The organism is Mucilaginibacter gracilis (assembly GCF_003633615.1).
GTDB lineage: Bacteria > Bacteroidota > Bacteroidia > Sphingobacteriales > Sphingobacteriaceae > Mucilaginibacter > Mucilaginibacter gracilis.
Window position 1 is genome coordinate 4,987,997 of sequence record NZ_RBKU01000001.1, and the last position, 21,761, is coordinate 5,009,757.

Annotated in this window: 13 protein-coding genes; 1 reads left to right on the forward strand and 12 read right to left on the reverse strand. The window is 42.3% G+C overall.

From position 1 onward, the window contains the following. From BDD43_RS22205 to BDD43_RS22255, 11 genes are all read right to left on the reverse strand, one after another. Positions 1-1,443 (reverse strand): sialate O-acetylesterase, encoded by a 1,443-nt coding sequence (locus BDD43_RS22205; protein WP_121199878.1) that lies wholly within the window; start codon positions 1,441-1,443, stop codon positions 1-3. Beyond that, the gene (locus BDD43_RS22210) at positions 1,443-3,281 is read right to left on the reverse strand and encodes an exo-alpha-sialidase (RefSeq protein ID WP_121199880.1); all 1,839 of its coding nucleotides are present in this window, start codon (positions 3,279-3,281) and stop codon (positions 1,443-1,445) included. The genes BDD43_RS22205 and BDD43_RS22210 overlap by 1 nt, the downstream gene beginning before the upstream one ends. 26 nt (positions 3,282-3,307) lie before the next feature. Further along, entirely contained in the window at positions 3,308-4,228 is a 921-nt protein-coding gene (locus BDD43_RS22215) for a glycoside hydrolase family 43 protein (protein ID WP_121199882.1), read from the reverse strand. Then, complete coding sequence (locus BDD43_RS22220) at positions 4,225-5,625, reverse strand: glycoside hydrolase family 140 protein (protein WP_121199884.1); 1,401 nt, start codon at positions 5,623-5,625, stop codon at positions 4,225-4,227. The genes BDD43_RS22215 and BDD43_RS22220 overlap by 4 nt, the downstream gene beginning before the upstream one ends. Positions 5,626-5,630: 5 nt before the next feature. Next, on the reverse strand, positions 5,631-8,795 hold the full coding sequence (locus BDD43_RS22225; RefSeq protein WP_121199886.1) for a DUF6298 domain-containing protein: 3,165 nt from the start codon (positions 8,793-8,795) through the stop codon (positions 5,631-5,633). A 44-nt stretch (positions 8,796-8,839) separates the two neighbouring features. Next, entirely contained in the window at positions 8,840-10,510 is a 1,671-nt protein-coding gene (locus tag BDD43_RS22230; protein ID WP_121199888.1) for a polysaccharide lyase, read from the reverse strand. 508 nt (positions 10,511-11,018) lie between these two features. Continuing rightward, positions 11,019-11,999: a hypothetical protein gene (locus BDD43_RS22235; protein ID WP_147425714.1), complete on the reverse strand. Its 981-nt coding sequence runs from the start codon at positions 11,997-11,999 to the stop codon at positions 11,019-11,021. A gap of 48 nt (positions 12,000-12,047) precedes the next feature. Beyond that, positions 12,048-13,901, reverse strand: a complete 1,854-nt coding sequence (locus BDD43_RS22240) for a RagB/SusD family nutrient uptake outer membrane protein (protein WP_121199892.1) — start codon at positions 13,899-13,901, stop codon at positions 12,048-12,050. A gap of 21 nt (positions 13,902-13,922) precedes the next feature. Continuing rightward, positions 13,923-17,075 (reverse strand): SusC/RagA family TonB-linked outer membrane protein, encoded by a 3,153-nt coding sequence (locus tag BDD43_RS22245; RefSeq protein ID WP_121199894.1) that lies wholly within the window; start codon positions 17,073-17,075, stop codon positions 13,923-13,925. A gap of 68 nt (positions 17,076-17,143) precedes the next feature. Continuing rightward, positions 17,144-17,824, reverse strand: a complete 681-nt coding sequence (locus tag BDD43_RS22250; protein WP_121199896.1) for a DUF3826 domain-containing protein — start codon at positions 17,822-17,824, stop codon at positions 17,144-17,146. 23 nt (positions 17,825-17,847) lie between these two features. Then, the gene (locus tag BDD43_RS22255; RefSeq protein ID WP_121199898.1) at positions 17,848-19,476 is read right to left on the reverse strand and encodes a fucose isomerase; all 1,629 of its coding nucleotides are present in this window, start codon (positions 19,474-19,476) and stop codon (positions 17,848-17,850) included. Between the two features lie 473 nt (positions 19,477-19,949). On the opposite strand from BDD43_RS22255, the gene BDD43_RS22260 reads away from it, so the two are divergent. After that, positions 19,950-20,822, forward strand: coding sequence for an AraC family transcriptional regulator (locus BDD43_RS22260; protein WP_121199900.1), 873 nt, complete (start codon positions 19,950-19,952; stop codon positions 20,820-20,822). Here BDD43_RS22260 and BDD43_RS22265 read toward each other — a convergent pair. Continuing rightward, positions 20,819-21,754 (reverse strand): dihydrodipicolinate synthase family protein, encoded by a 936-nt coding sequence (locus BDD43_RS22265; RefSeq protein WP_121199902.1) that lies wholly within the window; start codon positions 21,752-21,754, stop codon positions 20,819-20,821. The two genes, BDD43_RS22260 and BDD43_RS22265, sit on opposite strands and share 4 nt — an antisense overlap. Between the last annotated feature and the right edge of the window lie 7 nt (positions 21,755-21,761).

Sequence of the window (21,761 nt, forward strand, 5' to 3'; positions counted from 1 at the left end):
TCAATTAGCGGTAAATTTTAAAGGGTTATCGGTACGGAACGGCCCGGCAGGTAAACCTTCTTTATTAAACAAATTAGGACCTGCTAATTGATTCCAGGCAAAGCGCACGGCAACAGGCACGGGTACATCCCGCGACGATACCATTACTTTATTGCCCACAATAACCGCATCAGCAGGTACAAATTTTCCGTCGGCACCTGCAATGGTAAACCAGCTTAATGCCTTGCCATCTTTACTTACCAAACCGCTACCTGTACCTGTAAAAGAAAGGGCTATTTTATTGCCCACAACCAGCATAGATTGATACATAGGCCCCGAATACACTAAGTTTTTACCGTATGTTTTAGCCAAAGCTACCAGTGCCAGCCTGCGGCCAACTTCCCATTTATAGGGCGGGTGCAGGTTTGGGGTTATATCGGTTAGGTCGGTAGTTACTATCATCCCTGTGTTGGGGATGGCCAGCGCCATAGTTTGCACTTCCCAAAACTCAGCTAACCGTTCGGCAGGAAGCCCGGGTATCAACTTATCATAGTTATAGGGTACTATTTGCACATAATAAACCGGCATCATTTTCTCGTTCCATAAGTTTCTCCACGAGTTAAACAGTGCTTCCATTTTATAAGCATAGCTAATGCTTTCTACCATGTTGGCTTCGCCCTGGTACCATAAAAAACCTTTTATAGCAAAAGGTGCCAAAGGCTCAATCATGCTGTGATAAAACTTGCCGCCCTCTTTCCAAAAAGCTCCCTCATGCTGAAAATATGGTATCGCAGAATATGCACCTTCGGGGATCCAGGGTTCAATTGCGCTTCCGCTGATTGCGGCGCAAACCACACCCACCGGAACATGCAATTGGCTACGCAAATTTTTAGCGAAAAAATAGCCCGCCGCCGAAAACGATTTCAGAGCCGAATCCTGCGCCAAGTTCCACCGGGCCAAATAATTGCCTTTGGTTTGAAGGTTTTTTTGGTTCACCCAAAATATACGGATACTTGTATCGTGCGCGTGTGCCAGTTCATCAACCGGGGAGTTTTTGTCCAAACTGTCGGGTTTTCTCACCTTACTGTTCTTGCGCATCTCATATTCCATGTTTGATTGGCCCGAGCATATCCAAACCTCTCCTACCAAAATATTATCAAGCGTAATTGTGTTTGTTCCCGATATTGTCATCGTTTCGGGTTTCTCAGAAGCCGATAATGGGTTAAGTACTACCTTCCAGTTTCCCGATCCATCTGTAACCGTATTTTTTAGCTGCTTACCAAACTTCACACTCACTTTTTCGCCGGGAGTGCCTGTTCCCCAAATGGGTAATAGCTTTTGTTGTTGTAACACCATACCACTGCCAATAACACGGGGTAAAACAATTTCGGCATGTGTTTTTGGGGAGACAAACAACCCAAAAACAAGCAGCAAAGTGGCCGTATATAATTTGTAATTAATCATCAGAAATTTTGGGTTGAAAACGATTTGATATAAAACACCGCCGGTTTATCACGCTCACCCGCTTGTGGCAAATCATAGTCCTGGTCGGTTGGTGTATCAGCATTGGGGAACCTGCGTACGCCACCCGTACGGAATACTACACGTTTTACACTCAATACAGGTGCAAAAAACAAACCCGGCGACAAATCTTTACCATCAATATTGAGATAATAAAAACGAGCATCGGTATTCAATTTCAAAATAATGTGGTATGCTTTATTGGCCTCATATTTTTTGAGAATGCTTTTGGCGCGATAGCCGGCCTTGGATATAAATGCGCCTGTCGAATCGAGCGTGAGCCTGATGGCAGCATCGCCTTTGGCGTTTTGGAACTCAATATCTAACATCCCATTGCTGTTTTGCCCAGCCACTACAGTAAAATCAACCAGTAGTTTTTTCGATTCGGGTACAACACGCTCGGCGCGTGCGTAGTCAAATTTATCTTCGTCGTGCAGGGCAAGGGCTTTTGTTCCATCAACCATTTTTTCAATCTGCACCTTAGCCCACTGCGGGCTAAATGTGTTCCACTTATCCAGTTCCCTACCGGCGGGCATGGTGTTAAAATCTTCATTGGCATGCGCATCGGCAACATCGGTAACCGGCACCGGGATTGATGATACCCAGATGTCCTCCTTATTCATGCTGTAGGTAACCCACAACTTACCGTCGGGCACAACGCCGTTGCCTTCTTCAATGCCGCGCACATATTGCGGCCCGTACGATTTATATGCTCCGCCATAACGCATGGTGCTTATTTCGCCATTTACAAGCAACAAATTGGTATAATCTAAACCGTCTCTACTAACTGATATCGCCAGGGGCCACCTAAATTCTGATGGATTGTAAACCGTTGCATATTTACCGTCCGATGTTTTTTGCCCCCATATTTTGGCGTTGCTGTTAACAAACCGGGGTGCGCGCGTAACGGCTCCCCAGGTTTTACCATCGTCTTTACTGATGGAGGTCAAGGCATTTTTCCATAAGCCTACCGTTCTGCCGTCTGGCAAGTGGTAAAAGTTAAACGCCTTATAATCTTTATGTAACGGAATTAAAGGGTCGTTTCTGTCGGTTTCCTCGGCCCACTGCATCATCATTAACGGGGTAGCCATCAATTCGTCGCAAGCTTGTATAAAACCTTTATCCTTACTCGTTTTATAAAACGGGTACAATGTATTTTGTTCGTTCCATTTTGGGTTGTAGTGTAAAAAGTAGATAGGCCCATACTTACCGTTTGGTAAAACCTCGCGCACCACGCGGCCTATACCTAAACCATCGTTAGGGTCGTCATGCGGTTCCAAACAAATTCCATAAAACCCCAGTACAAACAAACGTTTTGATTTTGCCTGATAAAAGCCCATCCGTTGGTGCATTACCGAAAAAAGATCCTTTGCAACCTGGCTATGCCCCGGCTTGGTTGTGCCATCGGGTATTTTATACTGAGGAAAAACAACTTCGGGTTTCGACCACGTTTGCCCGTCTTTTGATGTAACTACCAGCGTTTGCCCCGGCGGAACGCTCTCTCCTACCTTGTCGCTCAAATATTCAACATAAAAGGTATTGTTCCAGTAACTCAGCATTGGCGCATGGTTATAGGTAAAGCCAAAACCATCGGCCAATTCGGGATGCTCGCGGTTGGCACGTAATATTTGAGTACTATGCACCCCTATCGCGGGGCTCAACTGGCCGTGATGATAATCTACATTAACTACCGTATTGCCTGTATAATGCACGGTATCTTGTGCGTGTGCAAAACCACAACAGGTAACTAACAATAAAGCTATATTACAAATGCCTCTCATAAGTAAAAATCCTCTATCTGCAGTTATTAATTAACTCCAGATTCGTGTTTTAATTGGTTTAAAACCTTTTTGGTGGTTTTAAAAATAGTACCGTGTTTATGTCCTGCGGGCACACTCACTTGTTTGGTTATATCGGTAAACGTTTTAAAATCGGTAGTGCTGCGTGCGCCAAATATTTTTTCGCGGTAAGCATCGTAATAAATTAAATAATTACTGCCTGCCTTTGCTACCGTTGGCCCCTCGGTATAACCCTGTGTAAACGCTTCCGATGCCTGGGTGTAAGGCCCTAAAGGGCTTGTTGAAAATGCTACCTTAATATTACGGTTTGGGCGGGTGTTGTCTTTCACAACCATTACATAGTCGTTTTTGGCACGTTTTACTATTTCGGCATCAATGGCGCTAAAGCCAGGGTCGTAAAATAGTTTTTCTTTACTAAAGGTTACAAAATCGGTAGTGGTTGTATAGTATAGCCTGTGGTTATTAGTTTCGGTTTCGGTGCCAATTTTAAAACGGCCCGGAATAGTTGATGCCCACACAATAATAAAACGGCTGTTATCATCATCATAAAAAATTTCCGGTGCCCACACGTTTACTGTTGTTGGTTCATCGTCCATTACATTAATGAGCCTTTGTGGCGACCAATGCATCAAATCTTTAGAATCGGCATAGCCGAAGCCTTTTCCACCAGTCCAGGCAGATGTCCAAACAAAATGAAATACACCGTCGGGCCCTTGCGCTATCGAAGGGTCGCGCATTACTTTATCGCCAACTTCGGGTTTTATAAAAACATGGTTAAGGTCTGTCCAATGGTAAGCATCATAACTGTACAAAAGGCGCAAACCATCGGTTGCAGGCTCGTGGAAAGATGTAAAAAGATATACATTCTTTTTTGTACTGCACGAGGCAAGCATTATTGCAACCGAGATGATGAACCAATATTTCTTCATGCCTTATCTAATATCAATACCCAATCGTTACCGTCTTTTACAGCACCGGGTGCCTTAAATGCTTTTGTGCCTAAATTGGCAAAGGTGCCTATTGTTTTAGTTTCGCCATTACGCGGGTTAAACCACGAAGCCTTTATTTGCCGGCCCGATGTTTTACCTAAATTAACGTTTATTGTACCACCTTTATAGGTGTAAACAAAAGCGTAATTTTTACCGCGCGTGGCTATTAAATAATTGTACTTTTTGCCCTGCTTTGCGGCCACGATAATAGATTGATCGGGCACCCGCTCAAAATATGGCCGCGACAGCATCAGTTGTTTGATATAGACCATTTGAGATGCTCCGGGATCGTTAATGGCATCAAACCATGCAGCTTTGGCCCCATACGACGCTCCCTTTTCGCCCGGTTTATGCATTTGCATTACCGAGTTATTACCGTAGGTATAACCACAACCACCCGCAAAAACCGACCAGTAAGCGTAACGACGCACATCGGCAGCCGTCCAGCGGGCCAAAGTGGTATCGTGTAAACCATGTGGTATGCCTTCGTAAGATGGTTCGGCATCCAAAGTTGGTTTAACGGGCAGTTTTTTATAATCCGAGTTAACATACTTCCAGTTATCCTCGCCGTATTTAAAATCTTTTTTAGAGGTATCCTGTTTATAATCGCGGTGGCCCGATTGAAAGCAGTTGAAACTTAACCAGGTTTCGTGGTGAAACCAGATAGACGACTGCGTGCGCCCACGTGGGTGAAAAGTTATTAGGTGAGATGGATCGGCCTGGTAAAGTATTGAACCGATAGTTTTCCAAACTTTAATAGAATCGCTACCCGGCACATCGCCGCCATTCATCCAGATAATGTTAGGGCGGTTTTTATATCGCACAGCTAAAAACTCCGCATAAACTTTAGCATCTTTTTGGTTAACGCCGCCACGCATTTTTACATTCGACCCCCAAACAGGAACCATAGCTATGTAAATTCCTTTTGTGGCGGCCAGGTCAACTATATAATCTACATGATCCCAATAGTCATACTGGCCCTTTTCGCCAAAAGTGCTGCCTTCGGTAACGCGCGGCGTAGCTACATTTTTATGTACCAGAGCCGAATCGCCATAGGCATTAACTACACCAAGGCTGTGCAATACCATTACCTGTATCACATTAAAACCTTTGGCACGACGGTCTTCCAGATATTTTTCGGCATCCTCGCGGTTTAATTTGGAAAACAACAACCAACCGGTATCACCAAGCCAAAAAAACGGTTTACCATCGGCAGTAGTAAAATACCTTTTGTTTGCCGATATTTTAAGTCTTCCTTGCGGGAAGTTATCACTGCTTAAAGTAAAAGCAAGGCAGGCTAATGCGCATACTATAATTAAACTGAGTTTTTTATACATTGTTGTTATTTACTTGATGCCCACATGATAACTGCACCACCTTGCGGCGATTTTAACTCTACATCGCGGCCACCAAAAAAGGTTTCGCCCTCTTTAATAATGCGTCCGCTTTTTGCATCTATCCAATGCACCGTTAATTGGCCCGATAGTTTGGACGCATTCAAATGAATGGGCTGATCGGAATTGCTATATACAATATAACCTTTTGTACCGCCCAAAACATATTGCCCTTTTGCATCGCCCACGGCCTTAACAGGTTGCATTGCCGAGGCTGATTTTGCAAAATCGGCATTTGCCACAGCAGGTACAACAGCCAGCGAACCACCACCCATAAAAACGGCCCAGCCATAATTATCATAACCATCATCCGAATAAATTACTGCCTTATCGGGATATTTTGTGCGGTACTCGCTCACAGCCCTATAAACCTGATCGAACGATGTAGCTTTGGGTTTTAACAAACGAGCGTGCTGGCGCGGGGCCAAACTAAGGCCACCCGGGGGTGCATATGTTGTACCATCGGCATTGTAGTGCCAATATTTAATATCAATAACGTTTATTACAGCAGCCCTTGCAGCATCGGCCAAAATAGCATCCTGCACATCTTTTGTGGTGCTTAAACCTATAATTTCTTTTTTGTTATTATCTGTTTCCCATTGCTTTATGTTATCAACCCAAAACTGCACAAAATGCAGTGGGCCTGTAAATTCTTCGGCAATGAGTTGGATAACGCCCGTATTATCTTTAAAGTTATCCATACACTGCCTTATAAACGCGGTGTGCAGCTTAGTTAAAGCAGGGTCTTTTTCGTTGTAAAACTGCTCGGCCATAAATATCCGTTTATCGCCGGCAAACGGAACAGGCTCGGGGAAACTTGTATTATTAATATTGTTTGCCGTGCGCCACGGAAAATCAACATAGTGGGCTCCGGCTTCAATAATGTTGTGTTGAAAATAGTTTTGATGAATAAGCACTAAACCTTTTTCGTCAGCCAAATCGGCAAATTTCTTTAAACGGCTCCAGTACCAGGGGTTGTATTTTGTTAAGTCGTATTTGCTTAAACCGTCCCAGCCACTGCTCTCGCCGCTACGTGCAAAGGGCAGCTCATAAAAAGGTGGCCACACGTCGCCGTCCATCCTACGGATCCGTTCATGATCGTCGCGACGGCGATCATACCATAAACCGTAGTTATGCTCGTAAGTTAGTACATGCTGGTTAACCATCTTATTGGTCATGCTATCCAGGTCATCTGTTAAACCGGTGCCTGTGCGGCCCGGTACGTAACGGGTTACCGATGGTTTAGCAGCTTTGATGCCGTCGGGGCGGGTATTACCCATCCACCACGGCGAATCATAATGGCGTCCGGTTAAAACCGAATTGCCGCGCACTATCCAACCGTTAACAACCGCCATTGGGTCGGCCATTTTTGGAGTGGCAGGTTCTTTAACACCTACTTCGTCGATAGTTTTAGAACCCGATTTCCCTACCGGGATGGGGTTACGTGTTGCCGCCTCATCTATCCAATCGGTTAAATGTATTTGCGGTTTGCTGTAGCGTGCTATTAATTTTTGCGCTTCCTCAACACTCGGACTACTCGATGCAGAAGTATTTAATGGGAATATTTGAGCCAGTTCCATTGCTTTTGCACCGCCAATACGATCGCTCAGTTGGGCGTAGTAAAAACTACGCGGCGAAATGCTGTTATTCGAGTCGCTCCAATAGCCATCGCCCTCAAATTGCGCCCAGGTTGCAAAGGCCCAGTTTTGGGCGGTTGGCGGCTTAGGGCAATCAACTATAGCTGCCGTACAATTCCAAAAAAGGCTGTTGGCAGCAGTCCAACCTGCACCCTGGCCATACTGCCCCCGGTTTGCATAACTTAACTTGTTTGCATCAATATTTACAACATCAAACAAAACGCCCGATGCCCAGCTATCAATAGTACCACTAAAACCTACCGATTGCCAGGAGTTACATTGCACAAAGGCATTTGGCCCCGGCGCACACAAACCCACAGAAAAATCGTGATAACCAAATTCGGAATAGCAGCGTTGAAATAACGTTTGCTGGCCGGTTGTGGTAAAGGCAAAACGGCGCTGCCCTCCTATTTCGGATGTTGGCGATAGCGATTTACAATCTTCAACCGTGACACGCCTTGAAGATTCAAGCACGTTGACTGCCGATGCCGCGAAGTGTTTAAAAACAACCTGCCTAACCCAGGCATCGCTGGTATTTTCAACAGTAATGGCCATCCAGCGGTGAACTTCATCTTTTGGATTAGCTTCGTCATAGGTTGACCTGATTTGCAAGTTTTCTACACCAACCTGGCTTATACGGCCCTGCCACTGATAAACCGAAACCGAACCACCGCCATAGGCACTATCTAAAGCGGTTGTTAGGGGCACATCCAGTGTTAACAAATCGCCGTTAACGGCAAGTACTTTTCTGTCCCAGTTTATCTCCCGCTCGTTTGGTTTCCATCCTAACGATGATATGCCACCTCCAAATTCCGTCATACCTAATTTTTCAATCCAGGCTTGCGTAGTTGGCCGGTGTACCATTACCATATCTCCGGCTTTAAATTTAGCGGCATTAGCAACCTTAATATCGGTAGCGTTTACAGGCACATGGCTATTTGTTATTTTTTCCGGTGCCTCGTTCTTTTTGTCGTTAATACCTAATATTCTTATAAAGGTAGCCCTGTCTTTTCCGGCGGCAACTAATATGGTACCATCTAAAGTATTGCCACTACCGCGCAGCACCACTCCCGATTGACGAATGAGTAAACTGCCCGAAACATCGTATTTACCTTTCTCCAACAATACTGCTCCGCGTAAACCATCCTTACCGGCTGGTAACGAAGCCACATAATCAATAGCCGATTGTATACGTAAAGTTGCATCGCCCTTTTTAACAGGCACCACAACGCGAACCGGTGCATTTGGAATAGCTTTTTCGGAAGCCATATAACCGCAAAACGAAAAATCGGGAATACGGTTACCAAGTGCATCCGGCGCGTAAACCAGTTTGCCATCCTTCCCTTCGGATACGGGCGCTTGTGGCTTAGGTTGTTTGGCAGCCTTTTGCGCCTGAGTTGCAGATACAGCCAATAATAAAATTCCTGCTAAAAAGCAGGAATTTATAGTGCACTTGAGTTTCTGTTGGAGAAACATATTTATAATTATTTAATTTACAGCTATTTAAAAAAATTAGCCTATTATTTTTTACCTGTATCAATTGGCTTTTCACCTTTTTCGGCAAGTGTATTTAAAAACACTTCAATATTGGTGTAGCCACCGCCGTTTTTAGCCAATTTAGTGGCATCGCTGGCATCTTTCGGGTTTAAACCATGAGCAATTTCCCATGCATCAGGCATACCGTCGTTATCGGTGTCTTTGTAAGGCGTCCCTTTATATTCAGGGTAACCGCCAACTTGCCATGGCGCAGTAATGATACCCATTTTGTACGAGTCTCTTGGCAACTTACGCACCTTGAATTGGAAATCGGTATCGGTAACCATTTCTTTGTATTCAATTTTACCGGTACGTACTTGCTCGGTAATACGTTTATCAACGGCATCGCGCACGGGCAGTGTTGCACCGGCGTTTGCAATAACAAACTTATAAGCCTCTTGTGCCGGTAATATTTTGATAGGCGCAGGTGGCAGCGGGAAAGGTTTGTCGGAGTACATATAATCTTTGTACTTGCCGGCATCCGGCAATTCTTTGCCGCCTTCGCCTTCAACCTGTACACCGCCATCCCAGTTGTCTTTGGTTACCCGGTCGTTACCTTCAACAATGTTACCATTAACATAGGCACGGCCAAATACTTTTTCTTTCATCTTACTACGGCCAGATTCTGGCTTTAAGATACGATGACCAACAGGCTCGTTTTTTGGAGTAACCGGGCCCGGTTTAAAATAGTTATTAATGATATTGAACAAGCTTGTGTAATCGCCACCATCCATCGAGCGGTGGTGCCAGTTAAATACCACGTTGTTTACAAAGTTGTAAACGCCGTTCCAACCGATGGATGGGTTACGGCCTGTATTATCGGCCCATAAGTTGCGGATGAGTAAGCTGTTTTCGCCACCGGTTGTACTACCGAATGAGTGGTTCCAATAATCTAAAGCTTCGGAGTAAATACAGTTTTGGATGGTGATATTAGCTGTTCCGTGCTTTTCTTCTTTTTCTCCTATACCGGCATCATACATGTGGCGGTACATCGAAAAGTTCTCGTCTAAACCCCAGCTTGCTGATACGTGGTCGGCAATGATATTACCTACCGGGTTACCACCCAAAGCATCATCACGACGGGCAACATTGGTTTCGCCCCTGCGGAAACGCATGTAGCGGATAACAACATCGTGCGTATTTACCAGGAATGATTCGCCGGCAACGCACACTCCGTCGCCGGGCGCGCTTTGTCCTTCTATCGAAATATAGGGTGCCTTAACTATAATAGGCGTTTTAATGCGGATAATACCTGCCACGTTAAATACTACAATACGTGCACCGCCTTGCTCGCAAGCCCAACGCAAAGTACCAGGGCCGCTATCTGCCAAACTGGTTACAACTATTACCTGGCCGCCACGACCGCCAAAGCTATAAGCGCCGCCACCTTCGGCACCCGGAAATGCCAATATACTTGCCTGAGGCAAATCGGTAGGGCGGGCAGCCCAGGGCACATATGGCTTACCATGTTGTTGATCGTACTGAACTTTTGGCAAGGCCACGGCCCAGGCCGAATCAGACTTGCGTTCGTTCTCTTTCATCATCGCAGCCGCCGCATCATGTGCCGCTTTAGGCTCTTGCGGATACTGAGCAAATGCCGATTGCGCAGCTAAAATAGCTGCGGAAAATAATAGTGGCAGGATAGTTTTTTTCATAATTACTGATTGTATTTTCAATTTAAACCCGGCTATCTAATTAATATTTAATGCATATTACAATTGTTGCCAATCTACCCCGACTGGTTTTCAATTTTACATTAATACAGTAAATTATTTTTTAGAGCCTTAGGTATTTGGTTAGCAAATTATATTAATTCAAATATGCATGGTATCGTAAGCAATTTCATATAGTATGTTCGCATGGTTTTATACAATATTATCACGAGGCCCATATAGGCCTAAAACAACCAATTTGTCGCAACGATGTTACAAATTGAACTATTTGACCATATATATTAACAAATAACAGCCACATCTGTAGCAAACAGTATTACACACATAGCTTTACATTGTTAATATAATACAAAAGTAAGCCTTTATTGGTTTTTATAATTGCAACCTAAATATAGGTACATGTATGGCAATTGTATACAAAACACCTTTAAATAAAAACGGGGCAGCGTTTTAAGTGCTACCCCGTTTTTGTAATTGATATTGCTATCTTTTATTTAACAATTTTAACATCAATTGTCATGAATGTACCATGCGCGGCCGAATTTTGATTGATGTAATCTATCTGGATTACACCCAATTTACCTGCCGCCGTTTTAAACCAAATAACGTTACCCGATGCGAGCGGGGTAAAACTATCAGTTTGTTTGCCCGATGAGACCGTTGTTGTAACTACCGGGATTATAGCCGAAGTACCTGTTTTTAAATTAGTTGCACAGCCCGATTTGATACCCCCGCCTGATAAAATGGAAGCAAACGTAGGCGTACCGGATAGTTTAAATATGGTTGCATTTTTTGTCCAGGTACTTATATCGTAAAAAGCTATCGGGTTAGGCACCGGCGAAACGGTTAATGCATATAAAAAATGCCCAAAAGGTGTTTTTTTAACACCCGCCGTTTGCGCACTGTCGGGGTTATAATAATATCCAAAATCTATCCCGGCACTACCTGCAGCTCCTGTTTTTGAATAACTTAAAACCGTGCCCAAAGTTGAATTAAAATAGCATGGGTTTACTTTTGCAACAGTATCTGGTACAAATAAGGTACGGTTGGTGTAGTAAATAAAGTCGGCAGCGGTTGTTACCGTTATAACCTTACTGGTGCCTAAATAGTAACCGGTAGTATCGCGGGCAATTACAGCGTAAGTAAAAGGGCCGTTAGCAGTATCGGCAACCAATTTTTTAGTGGCCGTAAAACTAAGCTTGTTGCCCGATTTTAACGTATCCGATAAAATTACACTTCCGTTTTTTACCAGGTATACATATTGCATCCTTATTGGCGAAGTAACCGTGTAACTAAACTGGATACTATCTTTTGGGTTTACTGTAATATCCGACGTAACGTACTTGGGCCCATTATTTGCAAAAGTTACGGTAACGGTATTAAAGTTGGGAATGGCCGAGTTTTTTGAACAGCTTGCCAGTATGCTAATTAGCATTACGGAAGCGCAAAATAAAATTATATTTTTTTTCATGTTTAAGTTTCTTTTAACGTTGTTTAACAAACAATTTATTTAAACAGCTTATTTTGTTGGATCAAACACACCGTTAGGCCATCCTATGGTTTGTTGTAACTTGATATCTGTGCTTATAAAGGCCGTTGGAAAAGCGAAGAAATAATAGTTTGTAGGCCAGCTTATTACGGGCGTTGACGAATTTGTTTCTAAACTTGCTACAGCGGTAGTAAAATATTGTTCGTATTGTGCTCTAACATTAACATTAATCAGATCTCTCGGTTTAACCAAAGTAACCGGATCGGCAACATCCAAATAGATTTTGCCTGCTACAGAACCAGAGCCTGCAACGTATGGTGATTTTGCTGCGCAAAAGAACGACTGCCTGGTGGTGCCAGATAGTTTATCAAATTGCCTGGTGCGGCGCAAGTCATCATAGCGTTTGCCTTCTATTGCAAACTCAACTTCACGCTCTCTCCACAACTCGGTAAACATTTGGTCTTTAGATGTTATTTTTGCTACACCATAGTTAAAACTACCGGCACTCAAGCCCCTGGCCTGGCGTAACGATACCAATAAAGTTTGTGCTTCAGCAAAGCGGTCCGAACCATTAGCTGCTTCTGCAGCATTTAATAACACCTCGGCAAAACGCGTTTCATTAAAGTCGATACCACTTCCACCACCAGAGTTGCTGTTGTAAACAGCGGCAGCCGGGCTAAGAGAGATAATGTTAAATTTACGGCAATAAAAACCTGTTTTTGTTGGTGTGTTATTATCATCAAGCATACCGGTATAGTTCCATTGCAAACGGTTTGTTTTACCGCTTAAATTCCAAACGCAACCGTTGTAGGCAATTGATGCAGCTAAACGTGGATCTCTTTTTAACCACCATAACTCAGAATCATACCCGGATACGCTAACAGCTTGCGGATCGGTAATTGGCAAACCATCAAACGTGCCATAAGCTTGTACAAGGTTCCATGTAGGTTGGTAACTACCGCCGCCAGAAATAGTTTCAGAATACGGACGGGTTAACGATTCGATGTTGTTACCGTGTGTAGGGCTTATGCTTGTTATATCATAAGTGCGCCAAAAAATACGTTCGGTATTTGAGGCGGTTTCATCTGTAAAAATTTGGCTATAATTTGTCATTAATTTATAACCATCGGCAAGTGCCGTGGTATACGCTAATTCGCAGGCCTGGTAAGCTGGTTCCCAACGTGTTGGGTCGGCATTGTTTGGATTAAATTGCGGACTGGCCCAGTACATTAAAACCTTTCCTTTTAAAGCCAGCGCAGCATCTTTAGTTACCCTGCCACCGTCTGTTGATAACGACCATCTTGCCGGTAAAGCATAACACGAATCCAAATCGCTCGCAATTTGTTTTACGCAATCGCTAGTTTTGCTTCGGGGTATCAATAAATTATCAGTAATCAAATTAAACGGTTTTAAAACCAATGGTACGCCACCATATAGTTTTATGGCATTAAAATACATGTATGCTCTAAAATAATACAATTGGCCTTTTAACTGCGCCTTTGTTGCAGCATCAAGTGTACCTTGTTCTATCCCTTGTATACCAGCATTAATCTGGTACATAATATAATAGAAAGAAGTAGTACCAGTGCCCGATATATCGGTAACACTTTCTACGGTTAATTGTCCGTATAACTCGGTTGTAGTTGAGTTATAAAACTCATCGGTTGAGTTGTGTACTGCCGTTGGTAAAGGCCACGCCGGTGCTGCCAATGTATATATATTGTTAACAAATTCGTTAGCTGCCGAGGCCGAGTTAAAGAGAGATGCATCTATAGCATTTGGGTTAACCTGCTCCAAAACACTTTTTTTACACCCCATCCCCAGTATGCCTAATACTACTAACAGCAAACCTATTTTTCTTTTATTTATACTATTCTTTTTCATTTCGTTTTCAATTAGTAATTATTACAATGTTACGTTTAAACCCAACGACAATGTTCTGAGGGTTGGATAATCCGAATAACTTGATGTAAGCGGATCTTTATAACTATATGGATTAATTATGGTCCACAAATTGGTACCAGAAGCTAAAACCCTTAGATTAGGTATTCCTAATTTTTCGGATATGCGTTTAGGTAGCGACCATGAAATTGCCATATTGTTAATACGTAGTTGAGTAGCACTAACTGTCCAAAAAGTTGAATTTTGATCTATCAAAGGGGCGTCTGTGCGCGGGAAAGCCGCATTTACATTATCAGGTGTCCAATGATCTGCCCAAAAAACAGGTACATTTAACGTAGTTGTTGCAGGTTTTTTAGCCTGGCCATCCGTTTGCAGTTTACCGCCAATAACAAATAGCCCATTAATACTAAAGCTAAAAGTTTTATAAGAAGCTCCCAGGGTTATACCACCGCTAAACGGGCTATTAACACTAGGGTACATTAAACCAACATCGTTTGCATCAATTTTTCCGTCGCCATTAGTATCCTGATAGTTCATAAACCCGGGTTGCGGTTTTACGCCTCCTATAGTGTAATTGGGGTTCTTAGCCAGGATAGCATCCACATCAGCCTGAGTTTTGATGATACCTGTTGCAATGTAACCTATGTTACTGCTGGTGTAGGTGTGTGATGATTGACCTATTGTTATACCGGTTAATGCATCAACGGTACCTATTTTGCCGGGAGCGTATGCAACCTGTACAATATTGTTGTCGCTGAAACCAAAATTTACGTTTGCCCGCACTGTCCAGTCTTTACTAACAGGCTGCACAAAACTTAAATCAAATTCACTGCCCCAATTGTTAGCAATACCATTATTTACTGCTGTAAGAGATTGGCCGGTAAATTGAGGTACTATGCCAAGGCTACTAAAGTCAACAAAACCATCATAGGTGTGTTTGTTATAAATTTCGATTGTTGCTGTAAGCCTGCTATCAAGAAATGTAGCATCAATACCAAAATTGGTTTGACGCTGTTTTTCCCAGGTAACATCCGGATTAGCAAATGTAGTACTTGCAACTATTCCGTTAACAACAGTATTACCGCTGCCAAATATGTAGTTATTACTTGCCGGAGTATTCACAGCTACGTAGGTGTAAGGCGTAATCCTGTCGTCACCAACTAAGCCTACGTTCAGTCGCAATTTTAACGAATTAACATATTTTGTAAACGGCTTAAACCATTTCTCTTCGCTCACGCGCCAGCCCAAACCCAGATCAGGAAATGCACCCCATCTTTTATCAGCCGGAAAATTTGTAGATCCATCTACACGGGTTATTAACTGCATGAGGTATTTACCTGCATAGTCATAACTCATTTTACCTAAATAACTTTGCTTACCTACGTTTGCACCAGGGTTTAATTGTACTGTGGTTGTAGATGAAGGGTAAGCGTAAAATTGATCTACACCAGGTATTTGGGCTGTAGTTCTATACAATAAATTGCTTCCTGATGAGCCTTCTGTTAAATCAGAAAGTGCCATTATATCAAAAGTATGCTTGCCAATTACGCGTGAATAATCAGCCGACGTAATTAACTCGTAACTATTGTTATAGCCAGTACCCTGTTGAAGCTGATCGCTGTTTGAGTTAATTTGAGACGGTTTACTTGCCAACGGTACTGTACTAAACAATTTGCTATTTTGACCTGTTCTGGTAAAATTATAAACTGTATAGGGCACAAGCCATTGGTTACTACCCGAAGTTTGGTTGTTTTTACCAAATTGCTCTTTAATGGTAAGGCCCTTAACAAACTTAGGGCGCCACTCCAACGATGAGTTTAAATTAATGGTTTGCGCGTTTGTTTTATTATATGTGCCCGAATTATAAAGTGCTATAGGGTTCCATGTTGAGTTACCACTTACATCTCCATATCCGTTAGGTAAACCGTTAATAGTTAAGGGCACCCATTGCGGAGTTGTTATTAATGCTAAAATCTGGCTTGTCTCGGTATCGGTACTTGAGGCAGACTTTAGCGAATTTGAAAAGCTTTTAGAATAATTAGTATTTAAACTAATGTACGCCGTAATATCTTCGGTAAGTTTGGCCGTCATTCCCGAGCGAATGTTATATTTTGTAGAATTAATATTACCGTAATTTCCGGTTTCATAGTAGTAACTTCCACCTGCAAAAAACAATATTTTTTCGGTACCACCACTTAAATTAATGGTATGACGTTGCGTGGTAGACGAATGCCATAAATCCTGATACCAGCTATCGTAAGGGTTAGTTGATAAAAAATCAAGATCGGCTTGTGAAAACCGTGAGGTGTTTGCAGTATTGCTGGCAGCCCAACCATCATTTAAAAGAGTGGCTTGTTGAAAGGCACTTAACATCTTAGGAGCTTGAGCTGCAGTAGATGTACCGCTGTAACCCGAATAATTAATTTGTGTTTTACCGATTTTACCTTTTTTGGTAGTTACCAATACTACACCCTTATCGCCCGATGCACCGTAGATTGCTGCCGAAGCATCTTTCAAAAACGAAATTGTTTCTACTAAACTTGCATCAAGGTTATTAAAATCATCAATTGTGGAAATTAATCCATCAATAACATACAGTGGATTTGAAGTTTGACCAATAGTAGAAGAACCCGTAAATGTTACCGGATTGCGAAGAGCCAGCGTTGTAGCAGCACCAGGTTTACCAGATGTTACACTTACGCCTACACCCGCAACCCTGTTTCTTAAAGCTGTACCAAGGTTGGCCACCGGAAGATCTTCAAATTCGGCCGCCTTTATTTCAGAAACCGCACCCAAAATTTTACCTTTTACAGTAGTACCATAACCGGTTACAACAACCTCGTTTAAACTGCTGTTGGTAGCTACCAAAGCAAAGTCAACTTTCAATTCACCTGGTTTTAAGCTAACTTCTTGGTATTCATAACCAAGGTATTTTGCTCCAATTACAACGTTTTGCAAATTGGTTACTTTAATGGAGTATTTACCATTTACATCTGTTGATGTGGCGGCAGTACTACCCTTAATAACAATAGTTACCCCGATAAGAGGACCGTTGTCATCTTTACTCGTAACCGTACCCGTAACAGTGCGATTTTGGGCTTGCACTGTAATGCCTATAGCGAGCATTACAAAAAATAAGAGGAAAATTTTTCTCATAATAATTCTAGTTTTGGTGTCATATTTGGTTTATTAATTGGTTTCTTATAATTGTATGTAAAGCCGGGTTAATTTTTACCCGAGCTTTCTTTAATGCGCTTTTGCCACTCTTCACCCTCCTTTTTCATATCATACCCTTCTTTGGATAAGTAGTTATTAATACGGCCTTTATATTTACCGAATACTTCGTGCTTTTTGTTTGACGATTCGGCATCCATAGCATGCTCACGCGCCTCAATAAGCCAAGCCTTAATTTGGGCCTTTTGCGCTTCGGTTAACGTTAATACTTCTTCGGTATAACCACGGTAAGTAACCGATAAAACATTGTAGGTCATTTCGTCTTTTACCTTATCAACCTGCTCGGCAGTTAAATCGGCATTTAATCTGGCAAGGTAATCGGCATGTAGTTTATCTGTTTTGCTGGCCAATTCGTCGTCGGCAGCTTTAATTTTTGCAGCGGCAGCGGCTTTATCATCTCCGGCTTGCTTTTTAATATCAGCAACCTGCGCATTGCGTAACTCATGAATATCGTTAATGGTACGATACTGGTTTACTACAGCATCAAGCACGCGTTTGTATTTGGCGGCGTCGGTAATACCTAATTTGGCCACTATTTTATTAGCCCGGTCGGTAATTGTTTTGGTGTATTGCGCAGCTTTATCAGCATCGGTAACCGGCGCCGTTTGGGCAAAGCCTAATACCGAAGTTGTAAACATTAAAACGAACAATAATTGGATAGATCTTATCATTTTTAAAATAGTGTTTCTGTTTATTAAAATTGTGTCCCTTTGTAATCAACATCACCGCAGATATGTACCTTAATGCCTAATTCGGCAAAGGCGGCTGCCTTAATACGGCAAGCCTGATGGGCACTGGCCTGGCCTGTAGTGTAAACAACGTGTATGTGGTTTGCTTTATGACGGCCCATCATCTGATCGCGACTAACGCCTTTTAATACGGCATTCATAATTGGCCATTGTGGTGTAGTAGCCTGCCATCTGCGGTTGGTTTCGGCTTCGGGTAATAAAACCGATTCGCCTACGCCCATGTCGGCATGTAATTGGTTATCCATCACATATATCCGGCTCCAAACTAAATGGCCCGGTTTGCTGATGCCTTTTAAACTTCCACCTCCCAAACGGAAAAACATAGCTGGTTGCCTTTCGCTGCTTGCACCTTTATAACCACCGGTAAAATGGGCCGCAGGCACGGCACCCGATATCAGGAACACCCAAACAAAATCATTTATATTTCCGTCTTGATAGTATTGGCCCCAACGTAAATCGTGCAGAGTGTTTTCGCCAGGCATACCTAACTGTTTCCACAGGTAGTAGGTAACATAGGCATCAATACCGGCACACTCATCAACTTCATTAAAGTGCGGTAAGGCTTCACCGGGGTAAAGCTCTACTCCCGCTTCGTCAAAAACGGGTGGCCTATCCTGGTTATTTAATAAACCTTCAACTAAATCGCTGGCTACGGTAAGGTCTTTTAAACCCTGTTGGTATTGTATTCCTATTGTTCCGCAGCCAAAATCGTCTGCTATACGTGTTGCAGCAATGTACATTTTACATTGCTCAAGCGTTTGTTCTCTGGTAAGTTCGGTAACGGTATCGGTACCCCAATTAAAGGTCATGCCTTTTTGTAACAGCCAGTTTAAAACGGCTTCTGCTTCGGCATCGGTAACCTTTAGCATGGCAGCGTATAATGACGATTGACTTAAACGCTCCTTAAAAAAGCCTGTAGGGTGCAATAACTCATCAGGAACTATGGCATTATACATACCCATACAACCTTCGTCAAACACACCCATAATGGTTTTATTTGCCTTTAACTGGCGGGCAAAAGCACGGCCCGTAATTTCGTCGTTTAAGGGGATTTTAATATTGTCGAAACTTTTTACATGACTTTGATCGTGTTTGATAGCTCCAGTTAACAACCACTCCTGTAAACTGTCGTTAAAAAAGTCGTCATCAAAATTTTCGCTCCAAAGCGTGCTGTATTCAACCGCAGCTTTTGTTAACGAGCCATTGAGGTTAAGCATACCAACCAAACCTGGTGCCGTACCGCTCCAGTTAGCAAGCGTTAATATGGGGCCTTTGTGTGTAAATAAACCGGCAAGTACATGGTGAGTATATTGCCAAACGGTTTCGAGTACAATAATGGGTTGGTAAGCATCAATAGTGCGAAAAACATTGATTCCCATTTTTTGCGAATCAATAAAGCCGTGTTTCTTTTCTTCGTCGTAAGCATGTGCGCGTTTTACTGTCCAGCCAATTTTTTCAACGGCTGCAATAAGTAAAGCTTCTGCTTTAGCTTGCTCTGGCCAGCATATTTGGTTTGCAGCTAAACGCAGATCGCCACTGGCTACAAGTAAAATTTGCTTTTGGTTATTTAACATTCAGGATATATTTTATTTCGACAATTAACTTTAAAAATATCAGGCACGAATTAGGTATTTGAGCTTATTTGCAGACAAACCGCCGGCAAATAACCCTGGTAATATTGTATCAGTTAAGCATCTTTAAAAAAGACGACCAATTAATCGGTATGCAAAAATGTATAGCTTATGTTGTTGGTTTATATACAAGTTGAAGCGGTTTCAATTAAAAACCTACTTCTAATACAAATATGTAACATCCGTTAAGCATATTTCTGCGAATTGTTATCCACTTATTGTATAATCTTAGCATAACATATGTTTGTTTTTTTTAACTTTGGAGGGCGTAAAAACGGAGTTGCGTTGTTATACGCAACCACGTTTTTTGATAATAATGTGGTATATTTATAAAGTACCTAAAAAGCCAACGGCAATGTTGTAAATATTGCAAACCAATTGTATTAATACTTAATTTTTAGCATTTTCTATTTAACATGAAGCCTCATTTTTTAAAGGTAGCCGTTAAGCCGCAAAACTCTTTTAGTATACGCCACGATGTTATACCCACGTTTAGGGGTATATGGCATTATCACCCCGAACTTGAACTTCATTATGTAATAAAGGGCGAAGGTGTACGGTTTATTGGAGATAACATCAGCAATTTTTCGGCGGGAGAGATCACTTTACTGGGCGAAAACCTACCTCATTGCTGGCGCTGCAAAGAGGAATATTTTGTACCTGATTCGCCCCTCAATGTTGAGGTTATAGTTATACATTTTTTACCTGATTGCCTTGGCCGTTACTTGCTTAATTTACCCGAAGCTTACCTTTTACCTAAGCTATTTGAAAAAGCAAAAGGCGGTTTAATTATTGGCGGCAAAGCCAAAACCGAACTGGCAAATTTAATGCGCCGCGCTGTTGATGCAACCAACTTGGATAGTATAATAGTATTACTTTCGATACTCAAGATACTTGCCGAAAATGAAGATTTTAAACCAATTACGCTATCGCACAACGAATTTCATCAATCTAACGAGTCGGATACGATAAGGCTCAATAAAGTTTGCTCGTACACACTGGCCAATTACAAAAAAGAAATTACGTTGGAAGAAATATCTTCGATAGGTAATTTAAGCGTAACCTCGTTTTGCAGGTATTTTAAGTTGATGACCAAGAAAACCTTTTCTGATTTTTTAACCGAGATTAGGATAAGCCATGCCTGCCGCTTTTTAATTGAGGATAAATTACCTACCGAAGTATTGTGCTTTGAGTGCGGTTTTAATAATGTATCAAATTTTTACCGCCATTTTAAAAAAATAACAAACATGACACCGCTTGAATATAAACGCAAATACCTGCACAACTAAACCTGTAACGAAAGGCCCAGGTGGCTTTGCAGTACGTCGTAATCCTGGTAAAGGCTATTTACTTGTTGTTTAATAGTGTTTGAAAAAACACCAACCTCTCTGCGGGTAAAGGTTGAAATAGCCAGCCCGCGTTTTTGAAGCCAATATTTAGCTATAATGGGATATACGTTGTGCATCACATCCATATGGTCAATCAAAAACTGTTGCACCTGGTCAACTTCGGTTTTTAAGCTTTCGCTTGCGTAATTATTGCATAACCAAACTATCAATTCGGGAAAAAAGTTACCTTGTATGCACGATAAACCGGCGGCACCTGCCTTTAACGATTCTACAGCGTGGGCCATGTAAGCATCATACAAACCAAATTGCGGGTTACCGGCTCCTGCTTTTAGCTTCTCTTTAATTTGTACAATATCCAAACAGGTATCTTTATGATAAATAACTCGTCCGGTTTTCACAAAACCCATTAATTGGCTGGGCGACAGCAATCTTTTATAAGGTACCGGGCATTCATAAAATCCAAGAGGGATATTTTCGGTTAAATCCAGTAATTGATGAATGCGCTCATTAAATATATCGTCGGCTTCGTTTTCTTCAGCAATTAAACCCGCCAGTATAATTACGGCATCGGCACCGGCATCACTAACCTTTTTTACAAAATCGGCCTGCTTGGGTATAGCACCGCCAAAGGTACCCGTTGCAACAACAGGTACAGTGCCATTGGCCACCTTAACAATGTGTTTAATGGTTTGCAGCTTTTCGTTATCGGTAAGCTCAAACATCTCGCTGGATAGGCAATTGGCAAAAAGCCCTGCGGCACCGGCCTGCAAATAAACTTCGGTTAATTGTGTAAGTGCGTCATAATCTACTTCGCCGCTATCTTTAAATGGTGTGAGCATCACCGGGATAAACCCTTTTGGTTTTTGTTGCATTGTATTT